This is a genomic window from Clostridium sp. AM49-4BH (genome assembly GCF_003478335.1).
GTDB lineage: Bacteria > Bacillota > Clostridia > Lachnospirales > Lachnospiraceae > Butyribacter.
In genome coordinates, this window is sequence record NZ_QUFB01000031.1 from 16,225 (window position 1) to 35,148 (window position 18,924).

Below are 18,924 nucleotides of genomic sequence, written 5' to 3' on the forward strand. Positions count from 1 at the left end.
AGATATCCAACTCACTTCATGTCTTAATGTCAGGCAAATACCTGCGCCTTAAGAACTAAGGATTTGGTGATTACATTACCATTCTTACTTCTGTAACATCAGTAAGCTTGTCTGCAGGGATGTAATTATCATCCTGCTTCTCACCATTGATATAGAACTCCTTAAATCCAGCCTGTGCGCCGTTCGGATTTTCTACTTTGATAACGACTTTCTTGCCACGGAAATTCTTTTCCATTGTCATTTCTTTCCAATCACTTGGGATCGTTGGAGCAACACGAAGTCCATCTAAATCAGGACGGATACCGCAGATACCCTCAACGCAGCCTACCATACAAGTGGAAGCTGTTCCAGTCAGCCAGTGTACATGAGAACGTCCATGGAATGGGCTCTCGTCACCCTCTGTGTACTGTCCGTGTACATATGGCTCCAATTTACGGATCTCAGCCTTGTCGTTCTGAGAAGATGGTGAACTTTCCTCAAAATACCGGAATGCTTTGTCACCATGTCCCATCAAAGCTTCTGCCAAGATCAACCAGCCCTGTGTCTGAGAGAAAATACCACCATTCTCTTTGGTTGATGGTGGGAACAAACCAGCCAATGCGCCATCAAAATAATGATCTACATAAGATGGTGCCATTACCTTAGCACCATACGCTGTATTCAACTCACGCTCTACAGATTCCATTGCAATCTCAGCCTGCTCTTTGGAAGCATGACCGGAGATAACTGCCCAAGTCTGTGGATTGAGCCACATACTTGCTTCCGGATCGTTCTTGGAACCGATCAATTCGCCGGTATCCTTAAATCCACGATTGTAGCGGTCATCTTCCCACCACAGATCGTTGATCTTATCGCCAATCTCTTTCTGTGTCTTATCCAAATATGCAATATACTCTGTATCGTTCTTCTTCTCTGCAAAGTAACGCATGATCGTAAATGCATAGTAAAGCTGCAATGCTACGAAAGAAGACTCACCCTGTGCACCAAGACGGAGACAATCGTTCCAGTCTGCATGCAATCCTGCCGGAAGGCCGTGTGGTCCCAAATGGTTCATTGAGAAATCAATTGCTTTCTGCAAATGCTCATAAACCGTTGCTTTCTTCTCAATATTAGACCAAGTGATCTCCTCATCCATAAAGTCCAGATTACCTGTCTCAGAAATGTACTTATAAACTGTCGGGAACAACCATAATGCATCGTCTGCACGATAAGCCGGATGGCCTGTCTCGCGTACATAATCTGGATCGTCCGGTGTGCCCTCGTGTCCTGCACGCTCCTCATGATCAAAACGAACTAATGGAAGTCCGCCACCATTATCTACCTGCGCAGATAACATAAAACGGATCTTATCCAAAGCTGCCTCTGGATCAGTATGAATAACACCCTGAATATCCTGAACAGTATCACGATAACCATATCCGTTTCTCTCACCACAATAAATGAAAGATGCTGCTCTGGACCAAGTAAAGGTTAAGAAGCACTGATATGCATTCCATGTATTTACCATACTGTTAAATGCCGGGCTTGGTGTATTGATCTTGAAGTTCTCAAGCTTAGCATGCCAGTATTTCTTTAACTCCTCGATCTCTTTGTCACATACGGAAACATCTTCATATGCAGCAATGATCTTATCTGCATCAGACTCTTTGTACTTACCAAGTAAGAATGCCATCGTCTTTGTCTCGCCCGGAGCAAGCTCTAATGCTGTATGCAGTGCACCACAACTGTTCTCGTTGTAATTGCATACGCCATCGCATTTACCACGCTCTACTGCTACCGGATTGCCGTAATCATGGTACAAACCAATGAAAGCTTCCTTATCACCGTTGTAAGATGTCACAGGCTGTCCTGCCAGACCGAAGAAACGCTCTTTACCATTACTTCCGTCCGGACCTTTGTACCAGTTTAAGTTGATCTGCTGATAGATCTTGTTCTTGCGGAAGCTGGTGTTGGTCGTGCAGAGAGAATACTGCAGGTTTACCTGATCCTGATTGTAATTGTCATCGTTAGAAAGTTCTGCATAACCGAATACAGAAATCTTTCTAGGCTTGTCTGATGTATTGGTTACTTTACAGCACCATACTTCATATACTTTATTCAATGGCACATAATACATTGCCTCTGATTTAATTCCGGCATACTCTGCAAACATCTTTGTATAAGCAGTACCGTGATGAACTTCGCTCTTATATTCGTTTAAGTCCTTGCCAACCGGCTGCCAGGATGCTGACCAATAGTCACCATTCTCATCATCACGAAGATAGATATAACGGCCCGGTGTATCATCACTGTTGAAGTGATAACGCAAAATACGTCCATTCGCTCCACTCTTTACGAAGCTGTATCCACCTGCGTTATTCGAAATGATTGCGCCATACTCCGGTGAGCCAAGATAGTTACACCAAGGTGCCGGTGTGTTTGGTTTGGTGATGACATACTCTCTGTTGTCGTCATCAAAATAGCCGAAATTCATAGTTTGTTCCTCCTTAAAATGAAATATTTTGTAAATTCCAGTTCTATACTGTTTCTTTGCAGATCTTGCCTGCCACCTATTGTCGCAACAGGCGCTCCAGACATTTTCTCATAATGGTACATCTTTATCATTATACGACACCAAACCGCCCAGTTCAAGAACATTCTTCACATTTATTAACATTATTTTGATCTGTGCACTGTAAGGAATGACCATTTATACGGAAATCCACATAACATTCAATCCTTCGGCCTCTGCACTATTTTGAAACCAATACAGATATCGCCAATTTTTGTTGTGAATGACCTTACGAAGTTTTTTACAATCATCAAATCCAATGCCACGCCCCATCTCATCCTGATCACAAACTCTCGTAGTAGCACGGATATCAAGCTCCTCTACATTACTTCTCCTAAATTCTACATTGATCAAAAGCTTCTGCTTCGAAAGATCCAACCTTTTCAAATATTTCGTATCGTTCAAATAAATGTACTCTAATTTTCGACATTTTTTTAGATCCAAGGAAGTCGCCGAAATACCGTTGGCATATAATTCTTTCAATGCAGTATACCGTTTTAAATTAGGGCTTTTCATCTTCGTATTGCTGATATCTAACAGCTCCACTCGTTCCGGATTTGGCAGGGAAAACATCTTTGTTATCCTATTATTTCCGCAACGAAATTCTCGTATTTTTTTGTTAGCCGAGAGATTTAACGTTCTAATTTTCGTGTGGCTTACATCAAGTTCTCGTATTTTTTTTGTTGGCAGACAAATCCAATTTTTTAATCTTCGTACTGCCAACATCTAATGTCTGCAGCTTTTTGTTCACAGATAGATTCAACTTTTTAAGATTAGTACCGTGAACATTCAACACCTCTAATTTCTTATTATTTTTTACAGACAATTGTGATATTTTACTTCCGGACAGATTAAGAAATACTAAATCTCTCATACGACTCACATCAACCTTTCGAATTGTACTGTCCTCAGGATAATACGTCTCCAAATCCAATGATCTCAATCCATTAGAACCTTTCATTTTCATCTTGCCAAGATTACGCAATTGCACCGTTGCATATTGCAGCCTCTTGCAATTAGAGAAATCAAGATACTTCACACTTGTCCAATGATCTCCAATATCAATTGATTGCACCTTAGAACCAGATAAGTCTATTTTATTATATTTGCCATCCGATGATATAGAGACTTTTTCTAATTTTGGCAGATTTCTCAAATTAAGATCCCCTTTATATTGCTCTACACTGATATCCACTGTTTTCAAGTTCCTGCCATAAAATTTTAGACCGGATAATTTTTTCCCGGAGATTTCCAAGCTCTCCAGCTTTTTATTTTTTCGCAGATCAATATGATTCATCGTCTTAGCATACAAATCAACACTCTTCAAATTGTAAAAGTATTGCATTCCTTTTAGTGATGTCTTTTTCTCATCCTCTGACGCAAAAACACTTAAATATTTTACCTTCTTGATTTCAGATGGACTGAGTTTCCCATCACTATCCTCATCCCATCGCTGTTTCAACTCTACACGAACAGCTTTACTTGGAAAATTCTTTTTTGAAATGCGTACCGTCCTGCCCGCAGCATCAACTCTGCTTTCCAGTCCCAATACTACGGTCAATGCCAATGCCACAAGCACCATCCCTTTGATCATTCTTTTCATAGTAATCACCCGACCTTTCCTTATTCGTTTCTTTTTCATTTGCTCCTCCTTACCCATGTCACTTTTCACATGTAAAAATAGATACTTTAGATACAAAAAACAATCTACTTTATACAGAACTTCCGTTAGTTACATCTTTAGTACACCATAGGTCTGTTACCTTGTCAACAATAGCAGCGTAATCTTAATAATTCTTAAGAATTCAAACTGATATGTGATGACTTTTGTCAAGGGTAAATTTGCAAAAATCACCACAAATTTTTATTTTCTGAAAGCACCAAAAAAGAGCTTCGGTATATCAGTTCCCGGCATTACGCCGGTTTGCATCGGCTTATCTGACTGCTATAACACTGGAATCCTCTCCCGGTACCAGTCCAAGATAAGATGCAAATTTCGGTGCTGTGCTAGATCAGTTCTACGGAATACGTTTTTAACCAATAATTAATCTGCAACAAATATGCTAACATCTGTGGACCTGCCATCAACTGTCCATACCAAGGTTTTCCATAATCTTTGGTGCTGTCGATAAACTTTTGTACTTTCTTTCGATCCACGATCTGCAGGATCGGCGCTTTCGAGTCTTCAATTTCCTGCTGCAGTCTTGTTCCCAATAATGTTTCATAATACGGATCATAACTCTTAGGATATGGGCTTTTGCGTCGAAACAATATTTCATCCGGCAACAGTCCCCGCGAAGCCTGCCTAAGCACATTTTTTACCAGTCCGTCTTTGGCTTTCATTTCCCAAGGAACATTAAATATATAGTCAACCAATGCACGATCGGCAAATGGTACTCTTGCTTCCAGTCCGGAATGCATACTTGTTCTGTCCATGCGATTGAGCAGTGTCTGCATAAAATAACGAATGTTCAAATAACCGATCTGCCTGCGATTCGTTTCGATCTCATCTTCTCCGGGAAGGATCGTCACCTCTCGTACCGACCGGTCATACATTTCCTGTACAAACGCGTCCATCGGCAAGCTCTCACGTACCTCGTCTAACAATAGCATTTTACGAGGTGCAAGATCCGGCGTCCATGGAAACGTCCCACTCTGCAAAAATTCTTCCCGGTGAAACCACGGATATCCACCAAATACTTCATCTGCACATTCTCCGGTCAAAACCACCTTATGCTGTCTACCGACCAACTGGCAAAAATACACCAATGAAGAATCTACATCCGCCATACATGGCATATCGTGCGCTTCCACAGAATCATACAGCAGATCTGCCTGTGTTTGATAATCACACTCTAAATAATGATGTTCCGATCCCAGGTATTCGACCATTTTGTCAACGTACGGCCGATCCTGAGATGGCTGGAAAGAATTGGCTTTGAAATATTTTTGATTACCGGTAAAATCAAACGAATACGTGACAAGCTGTTTCCCCTGCCTGCGCAGTTTGGCTGCACACACAGCAGAAACCACACTGGAATCCACCCCGCCGGACAAAAAAGTACATATCGGCACATCCGATACCATTTGACGCTCAATGACATCAACTAACATCTGTCTTGTTTTGGCAATGGTCGTATCGTAATCATCTTCATGTGGATGACTGGACAATCTCCAATACTGTCTGTTTTGCAAGCCATAACGATTCACGGTCAGATAACAGCCCGGTTTGACTTCCGAAAATCCATGATACAATCCCGACCCCGGTATACGAGCCGGTCCCATACCAAGCAGCTCACATAATCCTTTCTCATCAAGCTGCGCTTTCACACCCGGATACGACAGGATCGCTTTGGGTTCCGATCCAAACAGTACCATTCCATTTTGCTGCGTATAAAACAATGGCTTGATTCCAAAAGAATCCCGATACAAATATAAGGTATCATGCCGTTCATCCAAAATAGCAAAGGCAAAAATACCATTAAGCCGTATGACAAACTCCGGTCCATATTCCAAAAAAGCCAACAAGATCACTTCTGTATCTGATGTAGTCTGAAAACGCCATCCCTTCTGCTGCAACGTTTTGCGAAGTTCCCCTGCATTATAGATCTCGCCATTATAAACAATCTGATAAGAATTCTTTCCTCTGCGTCTGCTCATAGGCTGGGAGCCATCTTTGAGGTCAATGATCGAAAGTCTGGTATGCGCTAATCCCGCCCGTTTTCCTAAGTAGATCCCCTGCTCATCCGGTCCACGATGCAAAATACTTTGCTGCATCTTTTGTAATATGTTTTCATACTTTTCACGATTTGCTGTAAAGTCTGCATTTCCATCAAAAAATCCCGCAATTCCACACATATACTAATCTCCAATACGAAAAAGTTCATAGTATTATATGCAGAATGCGGGGTTTCGTGTTGTTCTTATAAACGGAATAATTTGGCGCCATGAGCAGCTACTGACACTGCCTCACAATTGCGTAGATCCTGTTGGTCACCACTCCACAATTCCTTCGCTATATTTGCTGTAATGCCGTACCGCTCGATCGCATCCCAAGGCAGACTCACATCACCTGCCTGATCCTGCAGATTAAATACCGCAATGTAGGTATGTTTGCCATCTGTATCTTTGGTACACCACACAGCCTGTCTGTTATCACGCATCATTTGTCTGGCTCCGGACGAATGAGACAACAGATGTAATACGTCGGCATTCGTCAGTAATGACTTCGTCCAGTCATCAAGCTGTGGCAAGTCCGCACCGATCATCATCGGCGAACGGAACACTGACCACAGTGTCATCATCGTAATCTGTTCCTCTTTCGTAAAACGAGTATCCCGCTCATCCGCAAAGCCTTTTCCAAGCTTACCGACCGGAAGCATGTCACAGTCCGGATAGCAGCCTTTGGTCACATGGCTCTGCCAAAGCTCGCAACGTTCAAACATTGGCACAAGTAACTGCCAGTCATCCCAGAAATCATCTGTGATACGCCACATATTCGCATGCGTTTCATAATACCACGCTTCCTCAATCTTAGCCGGTCCCGGAGACAAGCTAAGAACAATCGGCCGACCGCATTTTTCAATCGCCTCCGACAACATTCGTATTTCTTCTTTGGCTGTCGGCATATCCATACGGCATATGTCATCACATTTGATGAAATCAACACCCCACTGAGCATACAACGCAAGCAGAGAATCATAATATTCCTGCGCTCCTTCTGCCGCCGGATCAATTCCATACATATCCGGATTCCACTCACAAATATTATTCGGCTGTGCGATCTCATTTGCCGTGTGGGTGGAATGTAAGATCTTAGCGTGCGCATGCACTGCATTTCTCGGTATTCCACGCATAATGTGTATACCAAATTTAAGTCCCAGATCATGGACATATTGTGCAAGAGGTGCGAATCCCTTGCCACCCGCCGCCGATGGAAAACGCTGCTCGCACGGCAACAATCTGGAATACTCATCCATGGCAACATCCCAAAATGGTATATACTGGTAACGATCTCGTTGACTGCCTGCATCATAACTGTACCACTCAATGTCAACGACAATATATTCCCAACCATACCGTTTTAAGTGCTTTGCCATGTAATCCGCATTCGCCTTAACCTGTTCCTCCGTAACACTGGTATCATAATAATCGTAACTGTTCCACCCCATCGGTGGCGTTACCGCAAATAAATTCTTGTTCATTCCATCATACCTCATTTCTGCTGCAACATGTTTATAATTCAAACTTCCCATCCCTCATTATCTCGCACAACCACATATTGCTTATTATATTAATGGTCTAATTATATTTTGCAGCCACTATATAGTGAATCCTGCCATCAATAAACTATAGCGATGGCTATTATCATAGCATCGCTATCATGTTAAAAATATCATTTTTGGTTACAAAATTTGTAATATTGAATGTCCTATTGTTCCTTCCGGCATCTCTACTCCAAAATTATCTGCGATCGTTGCTCCAATCACTGCAAACGTCTGCTGCTCCGGCAAATTGCTCCCTGCCTCATCGACGGTGAGTATGCAATAAACGGTACCTTTTCTCTCGTATGATCGGTTCCGGTGTAAGTCGGATCGTTGCCATGATCCGCTGTCAGGATCACAAGATCATCTTCCCGCAAAACTTCCAGCAATTCACCAAGTTTCTTGTCAAACCGTTCTATCTCTTCTCCATAACCGATCGGATTACGGCGATGGCCCCACAGCGCATCAAAATCCACCAGATTGGTAAAACATAATCCCTTGAAATTGCGATTTGCAATATCGATGGTCTGTTCCATACCATGCACAGAACTTTTGGATTTGTTGGATTCTGTCAGACCTTCTCCATCAAAGATATCAAAAATCTTTCCAACAGAGATGACATCCAGACCGGCATCTTTTAACGCATTTAATGCCGTTCTGCCAAACGGCTTCAACGCATAGTCGTGTCGATTAGAAGTACGCACAAACTCCCCACGCTTTTTGCCAACGTATGGTCTTGCGATGACACGCCCCACCTTCCATTCATCACGCATCGTAAGTTCTCTTGCGATCTCGCAATAATGGTATAGCGTGTCAAGTCCCATCGTCTCCTCGTTACCGCAGATCTGCAGCACCGAATCGGCCGATGTATAAACGATCAAATGTCCCTCATTAATCTCTTCTTCGCCCAGTTCATCCAGGATCACCGTACCACTGCAGCTCTTATTCCCAATGATCTTTCGTCCGGTCTGTTTCTCAAGTTCTGCGATCAGCTCCGATGGAAATCCGGTGTCCGTAAATGTTTTAAATGGCTTAGTAATATATAGTCCCATCATCTCCCAATGCCCGGTCATCGTATCCTTTCCGTGGCTTTTTTCACACAATTTTGTCACCTTAGCCAAAGGTTCCGTAACGGACGCCACTCCATTGATTGGTCGGATATTTGCTGCGCCAAGTTTCTGCAGATTCGGTATATGAAGCTGCATCTTTTCAGCAATATGTCCAATGGTATCCACATTGCTATCGCCGTACTGCTCTGCATCCGGCATTGCGCCAAACCCTAACGAATCCAATACAATGACAAATACTCTCTGAAATTTCCCCATAAAGAAAGCCCTCCCTTCGTTAAGCCAACTCCTGTTCATAAAATAACTTTCGAACAACGGTTTCATACTCCGATAATTTACGGCTCTTTTTGATCTGCTTGAGATACTTTTCATGCTCCGTAAACTGCGGCGCCATAAAAATCCACAGCTCTTTCATCTTATGTAACAAATGCACGTCCCCAGACAGTTCCTGTCGGTACGCATCAAACAACTCATAATAAAATGCTTCTAACTCCTGCTTGCCGGTATCCTTCCCCACAATTCTACTGACAAGACCAGGGTTAGAAAGCAACCCCCGTCCGATCATAACAGACGACAGTTGCGGAAATTCCTGTCCCAATTCACGGACATCATCTTCTGTTTTTATATCTCCATTATAACACACCGGATTCACACTTGTCTTATATGCCTGCCTAAATATTTCCCGGTGTACGCCCTCCCGGTACATCTCCGTTCTGGTTCGCGGATGAATCGTCAATTCACAGATTGGGAATGTGTTATATAACTGCAATAAGTCCGTAAACTCTTCCGGATCCTCCCAGCCAATTCTTGTTTTTATCGAAATCTTTGGCTTGGCGTATTGATAAATCTCTTCCAAGAAATGCTGCAGCTTACTGCGATTTTCCCATTTCAAAAAACCGGATCCCCTCCCCTTGCCTGTCACAGTGCCGGAAGGACATCCGAGATTCAAATTTACTTCCTGATAACCAAGTTCATACATTGTCTCTGCAGCGCACAAAAAATTCTCTGCATGATTGGTAAGGATCTGCGGGATCAACGTAATCTCTCTGTTATTTTCCGGTAAAATATCGCGCAGCTCTTTGCGTTTCATAATCCCGCCATCTCTCGTCACAACAAACGGTGAATAATATCTGTCTATCCCCGGAAAATGTTTATGATGAATATTCCGATACAAATAACCGGTAATCCCCTCCAACGGAGCAAAATAGTATTGCATAAATCTCCTCCACTAAACTCTATATCATCCCATTCGCACTCCCTCAAACAACCTTAAAATCACATATTCATTATTATGTGCTGTACTGTAGAATTTGTTTTGCAACCAATATGCTAAGTTGTTCTGCAAAGGAAGAAATAAGACAATTGCTGTAGTTGCAAGTTTTTGCTATGATTTCTTGTTTTGTAAAGTCTCTGATAAATACATGCCTGAAGGAGTGTTTGAGAAGTCCCGTTTTAGCAAGGTATTATCAATTTTTGGACGGGACGCTTTCGCTACGATGCACTACGTCACGTTACTTAATGTCTCTGAAATACGAGACATAAGTAACGACGAGTGCAAAGTCCCTTTCAAAAATGATAATTACCTTGCTTACGGGACATCGAGTTCTCCGTAAGGCATGTAAATCGCATATCAGAGACTACAAAACTTAGAAATCATTGTGAAAACAAATTGCACGAGAGCAATTGCTATATTTCTTCCGTTGCAGAATTCAGTATATAACGGTTGCAAAACCAATAACTGTTTATTCACATAATAATGAATATGTGATTGAAAAGAGGTACGCAGGAGTGCGAAATTTCGTATGACATTAAAATTGTGTTGATATGCCTGCTACTGCAGCGGGTTCGCATATGATGGGCAGTACGCGTTTATGGCATCGCAGATCTACTTCATCAAAATATCCACCGTCCTCACCATCTAACGTCCACTGAATATTATCATCGCTCACAATATGAAAATGACTGGAGCTGATCGTGAGTAACTGTTCGGAGTCCAGATTTTTGGTCAGCAGGGAGTTGATGACAAGCTGCAATTCCATCGGATTTTTGATCTTACGGATAAACAGTGCCTCTAATAAGCCATCATCCATTTTAATGTCGCGGTTTTGATATGCCTTAAATCCGGCCACGGATTCAGAATTGCTGATCAGTCCAAGCAAAAAATCATCTTCGATCACGCCTTGATCATAGATGATCTTCATATGATGCACCTTGATCTCTGCAATATGTTTCAATGCCTCCACAAAATATGCAGTTTTTCCCAACGCATTTTTAAGCTCCTGCGGTGTCTGATAAGAAACTTCTGTAAATGCACCAAAAGCTGCAACGTACGTGAAATATTTCTCATTAAACTGTCCGAGATCACAATGGAACACTTCTCCGTTAACCACCAAAGACGCTGCCTCTTCCATCACCTTCGGAATGCTTAAGCTCGATGCAAAATCATTTACAGTTCCTGCCGGAATGTACCCACAGACCGGTTTTTGCTCTAAAGACATCAGCCCGGTTGCAACTTCGTTCATCGTACCATCGCCACCGGAACACACAATATAATCATATTCCGTGCCACGCTCTTCTACAATACGAGTCGCATCTTTCGGGCCTGCTGTCGCAAAGATCGTCACTTCAAAAGATGCCTTGCAAAACACCTGCACAATATTTGATAGATGCGTACTGATCTGTTCTTTACCCGCCATCGGATTATACACAAATAACATCTTCTTCATAACTAATCCTCCATTTCTATGAAATAAACATCGCGTCTCCAAAGGAAAAGAATCGATAACGTTCTTTTACCGCCTCTTCATAAGCTGCCATAATATGTTCCTTACCCGCCAACGCAGAAACCAACATAAGCAGCGTTGACTCCGGTAAATGAAAGTTAGTGATCAGACAGTCTAACATCTTAAATCGATAACCCGGATAAATAAAGATGCTCGTATCACCCTCTCCCGGATGTATGACGCCGTTGTCATCGGTTGCAGATTCTATCGTACGGCAACTGGTCGTCCCTACGCAAATAATGCGGCCGCCCGCCTGTTTTGTCTGATTGATCTGATCCGCTGCTTCCTTCGTAACACGATAAAATTCCGTATGCATATGATGCTGTTCCACATCATCAACCTTGACCGGGCGGAATGTTCCCAGTCCGACATGCAGTGTCACGCGCGCGATCGATACACCCATCTGTTCGATCTGCTGCAATAATTCTTTGGTAAAATGCAAACCTGCCGTCGGTGCTGCCGCAGATCCCTCATATTTCGCATAAACAGTCTGATAACGATTTTTATCCTCCAGCTTATGTGTAATATAAGGTGGCAGTGGCATCTGTCCCAACTGATCAAGGATCTCTTCAAAAATCCCCTCGTACTCGAAACGGATCAAACGATTTCCCTCTTCCACAATATCAACAACTTCTGCCCGTAACAGGCCTCCACCAAAGACAAGCCTGGTACCGGGTCTTGCCTTTTTGCCCGGTTTCACCAACGTCTCCCACACATTATCTTCACCACGTTTAAGCAACAGTACTTCAACCTTGCCACCTGTTTCTTCACGTTCTCCGATCAATCTCGCCGGAATCACCTTCGTGTCATTTAACACGAGACAATCCCCCGGTTTTAAGTATTCTGTGATATCGTGAAATATACGGTGCGTGATCTCTCCGGTCTGTTTATCCAAAATCATCAAACGAGAAGACGCTCTGTCAGGAAGTGGATCCTGTGCGATCAATTCTTCCGGTAGATCATACGCAAAATCTGATGTTTTCATACTAATTCTACACTCCTTTTTTACTCAATTGTCATTTCAAAAATCATTGCAATTCTAAACACCCCGCAAATACATTTAGCTTGGATAAAGTTAATTGTTTCATCCGCAATTTGCCTTTGCAAGAATAAACTTTTCTATGACATGTGCAACACCATCTTCATCATTGGACAATGTTACATAATCAGCTACTTCTTTAACGACATCCTGTGCATTTGCCATTGCTACCCCAAGCCCTGCAAATGCAATCATAGAACGGTCATTAAACCCATCCCCACAAGCGATCAGATCCTCTTTGGTCTGACCCAGTGCTTCACACAATTTACCAAGAGACGCCGCCTTATCCACATGTTTCGGTAAAAGTTCTAAGAAAAACGGCTCGGAGCGTCCTACGTCAATACGATCTCCATACTTTTCACGGAAAAGGACTTCTAACCGTGCTGCATGTTCCGGATCTGCCGTCCCCAGACACTTATTGACCGGCGTTGTGACCTGCGCTGCCGGATCCGCAAACGGACATATTTCCAATCCATTGATCCGGGACTCCAGTCCCATGTATTCGTCAACGATCTCCCCGGAAATGATCTTTCCATTCTGATACGTCATCATTCCAATCTGATGCTCTTTCGCCTCATCAAATAAGATCGGGATCATATCCAGTGGCATCGTCTGCTGAAACAGAATTTCTCCCGTTTTGCAATCCTGTACTCTTGCCCCATTATAGGAAAGCATATATCCTCCCATTTCCGAAAGATGCAGCTTATCCGCTACCCTTTGAACACCCGGAGTCGGTCTTCCACTTGCCAACACAACGATATGACCCTGCTCCTGCATTTTAGCGATCATTTCCTTTGTGCGTGGCGTAATCTCTTTGTTCGAATCCGTTAATGTTCCATCTAAATCTAATGCTAAAATCTTACGTGACATAAAAAACCTCATTCCTATCAATGTAAAAAGCTAGCTATCAAATTTGAGCTCCGCTCAAATTTGCAATACACATAAGAAATACAAGAAAGCTTGTATTTCTTACCTTTCGCTAGTTATCAAATTTGAGCTCCGCTCAAATTTGCAATACACATAAGAAATACAAGGAAGCTTGTATTTCTTATGTGTTATGCATACTGGCTGTTATACAATTCTTTATAAAAACCTCCGGCTGCCATCAGGCTTTCATGGTTACCCTGCTCAATAATATTACCATCTTTCATGACCAAAATAATATCGGCATTTTGAATCGTAGACAAACGATGTGCAACAATAAAGCTGGTGCGTCCTTCCATCAATTTGGCAAACGCCCTCTGAATACGTATTTCTGTACGTGTATCAATAGAAGAAGTAGCCTCATCCAATATAAGCATAGATGGCTTTGACAGCATAACACGCGTAATACATAAAAGCTGTTTCTGACCCTGACTTAAGTTATCACCATCCTCTTTGACCACGGTATCATAACCGTTCGGCAAACGACGAATAAAGCTATGCGCATGTGTCGACTTCGCCGCCTCGATCACTTCTTCTCTCGTTGCGTTCGACTTACCCATGCAGATATTATCAAAAATCGTTCCATCCTTGATCCAAGTATCCTGCAGCACCATACCGAAACCGGTTCGCAGATCCCCTCTGGTCATTTGGCGCGTATCCACGCCATCCACAAGGATCCGTCCTTCATTCACCTCATAAAATCGCATCAACAGATTGATCAATGTTGTCTTACCACAACCGGTCGGTCCCACGATCGCGACACGCTGTCCCGGCTTCACCGAAAGATTTAAGTCACGGATCAACGGCTGCGATGGTACATAAGAAAACGCAACATGCTCGATATCGATCTGGCCGGACACATGCTCTAATTTCTTCGGTGTTTCCGTATCCGGTTCCTGCTCCTGTTCCTCGATCAGCGCAAACACTCTCGCAGCACATGCAATAGCATTTTGAAGCTCGGTGATCACACCCGATATCTCATTAAAAGGCTTTGTATACTGATTTGCATAACTTAAGAAACAAGATAACTGACCGACACTGATCGCACCGCGAAGCACTGCAAACGCGCCGACAACGCCAACACCGGCATACACCAGATTGTTGATAAAACGAGTAGAAGGATTCACGGTCGAGGAGAAAAAGGTCGCCTGCAGTGACCACTTCTCCAACCGATCATTAATATCATCAAACCGCTCCATCGCTTTTTGCTCATAACTATACGCCTGAACCACGCGCTGATTGCCGATCATTTCATCAATAAACGCCGTCTGTTCACCCCTTGTTTCAGACTGTTTTAAGAACATACGGTGTGTCTTTTTGGCAATAAATCCTGCCACGAAAAAGGAAAGTGGCGTTACCAGTACAACGACTAACGTGATCCATATATTTTCGCGCAGCATAAATAACAATGTGCCAAGTATCGTAAGCACTCCGGTAAATGCCTGCGTAAAGCCAAGCAGCAGACCATCCGCAAACTGATCGACATCTGCGATCACACGGCTGACAATATCACCGGATGGATGTCCATCTAAATATTTCAATGGCAGATCATGAATGTGATGAAAGGCATCCTCACGGATCTCACGCATAACCAGATACGTAATGCGATTGTTGCACACATTCATAAGCCACTGCGAAAATCCCGTAATAGCAAGCGTAACGATCATCTTCTCCAGAATGGGACGAAGCGCAGCAAAATCCACTTTTCCTTTTGCGATCATGCAATCGATCGCATGTCCTGTAAGGATTGGCAGATACAGCGTACTAACGACTGTCACTGCAGCGAGTACCAACGATAATACCACCAAAAAGGTGTGTTTACGAATATAACAAAGTATTGTTCGAATCGTATCTTTATCCATCCGTTACGCCTCCTTTCTGTCCTGAAACTGGGACTGATGTATCTCTTGATATACCGGACACTGTTCCATCAATTGTTCATGGTTTCCAATGCCAACCACTTCTCCATCATCCAACACAATAATTTCATCCGCATAACAAATGGAAGAAGTACGCTGAGAAACAATAAACGTTGTCGGATGATAAGTTAGTTCACGGATCGCTTTGCGCAGTTTTGCATCCGTTGCATAATCCAATGCCGATGTGCTGTCATCCAAGATCAAAATACGTGGTCTGCGTACCAGTGCTCTGGCAATGCTGAGGCGCTGTTTCTGACCACCGGAAAGATTTCGGCCGCCCTGCTCAACTTTCGTATAGATTCCCTGCTCTTTCGCACTGACAAACTCCCATGCCTGTGCATCCTTTAACGCCTGTATTACCTCTTCTTCGGTCGCATCCTCGTTCCCCCACAAAATATTATCGTAGATCGTTCCCTGAAATAACACCGCTTTCTGCATAACGATACCTACCGACTGACGCAGATCATCAAGAGGCAGCGAACGAACATCTTGTCCATCAATAAGGACTGCGCCCTCTGATACATCATAAAAACGAGGGATCAAGTTTACCAGAGTAGATTTACCGGAACCGGTTCCACCAATGATGCCGATCGTCTGTCCGGGCTTCGCCTCAAAGTTCAAATTTTCTAAAGCTGCATCTCCTCCACCCTGATAACTCATCGTCACATGGTCAAACGTCACGGCAGCCGCACCATCCTGCTGTAACGGTTCTGCTTCTCCCTCTATCTTCAACGAAGAATCCATATCAAATACCGACTGCAAACGCTTTCCACAGGCAACTGCTTTGGTCGCCAAAACGATACAATTGGCCATCTTAATCAGCTCTACCAAAATCTGTGACATATAATTAACCAGAGCAACCATATCGCCCTGTAAAATGTGTCCACTGTCAATACGAACTGCACCTTTCCACAACAGTAGAACAAGTGCTACGTTGATCATCACATATGTTACCGGATTTGTTAGCGCCGAAATACGTCCTACCATTAACTGCATTCTCGTCAATGCATTATTTTCATCGGAAAAACGAGTGATCTCATCCTGCTCTTTATGAAAAGCTCGGATCACGCGCACACCGGTAAGATTCTGACGAACCCTTCCCAATACATGATCCAGTTTTTCCTGAACTTTACGGTATAACGGCATCGTGATCAACATGATACCAAAAACAACGATCGCAAGTAACGGAATAACGATTGCAAATACTACTGCCGCCTTTACATCTACCGTAAACGACATAACCATCGCACCGAACACGATAAATGGCGAGCGCAAAAGCAGACGCAGTACCATATTCGTTCCAGACTGGATCTGGTTAATATCACTGGTCATACGGGTAATCATGGTCGAAGTACCAATCTCATCCATTTCGCGGAAAGAAATACTCTCAATCTTTGCAAACAATCCATGCCGTAGCTTTGCCGCAAATCCAACCGCCGCCTTTGCAGCAAAATATTGTGCCGTGATCGAGCAGGTCAGACCGACCAGCGCAAGCAGGATCAACACCCCGCCATAGCGCAATATATATTCGCTGTCATGTCTGGCAATTCCTTTATTAATGATCGCTGCCATCACAAGCGGCACTGTCAGATCAAAACAAGCCTCTAACAGCTTAAATAATGGGCTCAAAAAACATTCTTTTTTGTACCCTTTCAGATAACTCAATATATTCATTCTTTTTTGTTCTTGTTGCATTACAAATCCTCCATGCCTGCATTTACCCATATCTTAAAAGTATATGCGTTTTGCCCTCTATTAGTCAAGTATCAACATGCGGATTTTATTTGCTATTCTCCCCATTATTCAGTATACTAGATACAACTATTGCCAATGCAGCCTGCAAATAAAAAGTCAAGGCTAAATTGTAGAAAGGATTAACATATCATATGGAACAATTTGAATTGATCGCCCCATGTCATTTTGGACTGGAGGCTGTGTTAAAACGGGAAATTTTGAATCTCGGATACGAAATTCAGAAAGTCGAAGATGGAAAAGTCACTTTTCTTGGTGATGCACAAGCCATCTGCCGCGCTAATATATTTTTACGTACAACAGAGCGAATTTTGCTTAAAGTTGGAAGCTTTCATGCCACAACATTTGATGAGCTGTTTGAACAGACAAAGGCACTTCCGTGGGAACATTATATCCCGGAAGATGGTCGTTTCTGGGTGACCAAAGCGACTTCGATCAAGAGTAAACTGTTTAGTTCATCGGACATTCAGTCTATTATGAAAAAAGCAATGGTAGAGCGCATGAAATCAAAATATCATACTTCTTGGTTTTCAGAAGAGGGCAATGATTATCCGGTCCGCGTCACTTTGATGAAAGATGAAGTAACCGTATGTCTGGACACATCGGGAGATTCTCTGCATAAGCGTGGCTATCGACGCGCCACTGTCAAGGCACCGATCACAGAGACTTTGGCTGCAGCACTGATCCTATTGACTCCTTGGAAAAAAGACCGTATTCTGGTTGACCCATTTTGCGGCAGTGGAACTTTTCCAATCGAAGCTGCCATGATCGGCGCACGCATCGCACCAGGCATGAACCGCAGCTTTACCGCAGAGCACTGGACACATCTCATTCCAAAAAATCATTGGTATGATGCCATTGACGAGGCCGAAAGCCAGATCTTGCGCGATGTATCCATGGATATCCAAGGCTACGATATCAGCCACGATGCTATTGCCGCTGCGATGGAAAATGCCCGTTTAGCGGAAGTAGATCACCTGATCCATTTCCAACAGCGTCCGGTGCAGGAATTAAGCCACCGCAAAAAATATGGCTTCATCATCACCAATCCACCTTACGGACAGCGTTTGGATTCCGAATCGGAAATGCCCGCTTTGTACCGCGAGATCGGCGAGGCTTATAACCGCCTCGACAGTTGGTCGATGTATCTGATCACTGCTTTCGAGCAGGCGGAACGTTATATTGGCAAGAAAGCAACCAAAAACCGCAAAATCTATAACGGAATGATGAAAACTTACTTTTATCAATATATGGGACCACGACCACCCCAAAAACGTGATTTCTAATTTTGTTAAGTCTTTGATGAATACATGCCTGAAGAATTGTCGGAGATGTCCCGATCTAGAAAGGTATCATCAATTTTTGGATGGGACACCTCACACTGGTATCAGTCATTAAAAAACTTATTGCGTGTTTCAAATGTAGGATTTGTTGAAGAAATAGCCCTACTTCATTTTTTCCCAAATCCTGGCCGCATATTGACCAATAGACAACTGCATATCACGAACAACAGCAATTCCACAAATAACGCAGCCGCCATCGAATATCCACCCTTTGAAACTAAATTGCTTCGCGCTGCCATCAGCCAGTTTCCCGGCAGCAAATTACTCCATTTAACCGGCAAT

The 18,924-nt window shown here is 43.2% G+C and carries 13 protein-coding genes and 1 pseudogene; 2 read left to right on the forward strand and 12 right to left on the reverse strand.

Annotated features, from left to right (window positions below; all coding sequences use genetic code 11):
- Window positions 1-70: 70 nt before the first annotated feature.
- From DW981_RS09610 to DW981_RS09665, 12 genes and pseudogenes are all read right to left on the reverse strand, one after another.
- Window positions 71-2,473, reverse strand: a complete 2,403-nt coding sequence (locus DW981_RS09610; protein WP_118507554.1) for a N,N'-diacetylchitobiose phosphorylase — start codon at window positions 2,471-2,473, stop codon at window positions 71-73.
- A gap of 216 nt (window positions 2,474-2,689) precedes the next feature.
- Window positions 2,690-3,124, reverse strand: a complete 435-nt coding sequence (locus DW981_RS09615) for a hypothetical protein (protein WP_118507555.1) — start codon at window positions 3,122-3,124, stop codon at window positions 2,690-2,692.
- Window positions 3,125-3,212: 88 nt separating this feature from the next.
- Window positions 3,213-4,193 (reverse strand): hypothetical protein, encoded by a 981-nt coding sequence (locus DW981_RS09620; protein WP_118507556.1) that lies wholly within the window; start codon window positions 4,191-4,193, stop codon window positions 3,213-3,215.
- A 365-nt stretch (window positions 4,194-4,558) separates the two neighbouring features.
- Window positions 4,559-6,409 (reverse strand): asparagine synthase (glutamine-hydrolyzing), encoded by a 1,851-nt coding sequence (asnB, locus tag DW981_RS09625; RefSeq protein ID WP_118507557.1) that lies wholly within the window; start codon window positions 6,407-6,409, stop codon window positions 4,559-4,561.
- A gap of 65 nt (window positions 6,410-6,474) precedes the next feature.
- The gene (locus tag DW981_RS09630; protein WP_118507567.1) at window positions 6,475-7,755 is read right to left on the reverse strand and encodes a glycoside hydrolase family 27 protein; all 1,281 of its coding nucleotides are present in this window, start codon (window positions 7,753-7,755) and stop codon (window positions 6,475-6,477) included.
- Window positions 7,756-7,956: 201 nt separating this feature from the next.
- Window positions 7,957-9,140: pseudogene (locus DW981_RS09635) on the reverse strand (phosphopentomutase).
- Window positions 9,141-9,159: 19 nt separating this feature from the next.
- A complete protein-coding gene (locus tag DW981_RS09640) occupies window positions 9,160-10,098 on the reverse strand; it encodes a tRNA-dihydrouridine synthase family protein (RefSeq protein ID WP_118507558.1) in 939 nt (312 codons plus the stop codon).
- Between the two features lie 592 nt (window positions 10,099-10,690).
- On the reverse strand, window positions 10,691-11,608 hold the full coding sequence (locus tag DW981_RS09645) for a YegS/Rv2252/BmrU family lipid kinase (RefSeq protein WP_118507559.1): 918 nt from the start codon (window positions 11,606-11,608) through the stop codon (window positions 10,691-10,693).
- A 16-nt stretch (window positions 11,609-11,624) separates the two neighbouring features.
- Window positions 11,625-12,650, reverse strand: a complete 1,026-nt coding sequence (gene queA / locus DW981_RS09650; RefSeq protein ID WP_118507560.1) for a tRNA preQ1(34) S-adenosylmethionine ribosyltransferase-isomerase QueA — start codon at window positions 12,648-12,650, stop codon at window positions 11,625-11,627.
- A 99-nt stretch (window positions 12,651-12,749) separates the two neighbouring features.
- Window positions 12,750-13,574, reverse strand: coding sequence for a Cof-type HAD-IIB family hydrolase (locus tag DW981_RS09655; protein ID WP_118507561.1), 825 nt, complete (start codon window positions 13,572-13,574; stop codon window positions 12,750-12,752).
- Between the two features lie 185 nt (window positions 13,575-13,759).
- Window positions 13,760-15,490, reverse strand: coding sequence for an ABC transporter ATP-binding protein (locus DW981_RS09660; RefSeq protein ID WP_118507562.1), 1,731 nt, complete (start codon window positions 15,488-15,490; stop codon window positions 13,760-13,762).
- Window positions 15,491-15,493: 3 nt separating this feature from the next.
- Window positions 15,494-17,242, reverse strand: a complete 1,749-nt coding sequence (locus tag DW981_RS09665; RefSeq protein ID WP_243034713.1) for an ABC transporter ATP-binding protein — start codon at window positions 17,240-17,242, stop codon at window positions 15,494-15,496.
- Between the two features lie 191 nt (window positions 17,243-17,433).
- Between DW981_RS09665 and DW981_RS09670 the strand changes: the two genes are divergently transcribed.
- On the forward strand, window positions 17,434-18,585 hold the full coding sequence (locus DW981_RS09670) for a class I SAM-dependent RNA methyltransferase (RefSeq protein WP_118507563.1): 1,152 nt from the start codon (window positions 17,434-17,436) through the stop codon (window positions 18,583-18,585).
- 24 nt (window positions 18,586-18,609) lie between these two features.
- Window positions 18,610-18,924 (forward strand): hypothetical protein (locus DW981_RS15380; protein ID WP_207663997.1); only part of this gene is annotated, 315 nt, incomplete at its 3' end.

Bases quoted from the DNA above. Each gene is read 5' to 3' on its own strand.
- DW981_RS09610 (WP_118507554.1), bottom strand. From the start codon at position 2,473: ATGAATTTCGGCTATTTTGATGACGACAACAGAGAGTATGTCATCACC.
- DW981_RS09615 (WP_118507555.1), bottom strand. From the start codon at position 3,124: ATGTTTTCCCTGCCAAATCCGGAACGAGTGGAGCTGTTAGATATCAGC.
- DW981_RS09620 (WP_118507556.1), bottom strand. From the start codon at position 4,193: ATGAAAAAGAAACGAATAAGGAAAGGTCGGGTGATTACTATGAAAAGA.
- asnB (WP_118507557.1), bottom strand. From the start codon at position 6,409: ATGTGTGGAATTGCGGGATTTTTTGATGGAAATGCAGACTTTACAGCA.
- DW981_RS09630 (WP_118507567.1), bottom strand. From the start codon at position 7,755: ATGAACAAGAATTTATTTGCGGTAACGCCACCGATGGGGTGGAACAGT.
- DW981_RS09640 (WP_118507558.1), bottom strand. From the start codon at position 10,098: ATGCAATACTATTTTGCTCCGTTGGAGGGGATTACCGGTTATTTGTAT.
- DW981_RS09645 (WP_118507559.1), bottom strand. From the start codon at position 11,608: ATGAAGAAGATGTTATTTGTGTATAATCCGATGGCGGGTAAAGAACAG.
- queA (WP_118507560.1), bottom strand. From the start codon at position 12,650: ATGAAAACATCAGATTTTGCGTATGATCTACCGGAAGAATTGATCGCA.
- DW981_RS09655 (WP_118507561.1), bottom strand. From the start codon at position 13,574: ATGTCACGTAAGATTTTAGCATTAGATTTAGATGGAACATTAACGGAT.
- DW981_RS09660 (WP_118507562.1), bottom strand. From the start codon at position 15,490: ATGGATAAAGATACGATTCGAACAATACTTTGTTATATTCGTAAACAC.
- DW981_RS09665 (WP_243034713.1), bottom strand. From the start codon at position 17,242: ATGCAACAAGAACAAAAAAGAATGAATATATTGAGTTATCTGAAAGGG.
- DW981_RS09670 (WP_118507563.1), top strand. From the start codon at position 17,434: ATGGAACAATTTGAATTGATCGCCCCATGTCATTTTGGACTGGAGGCT.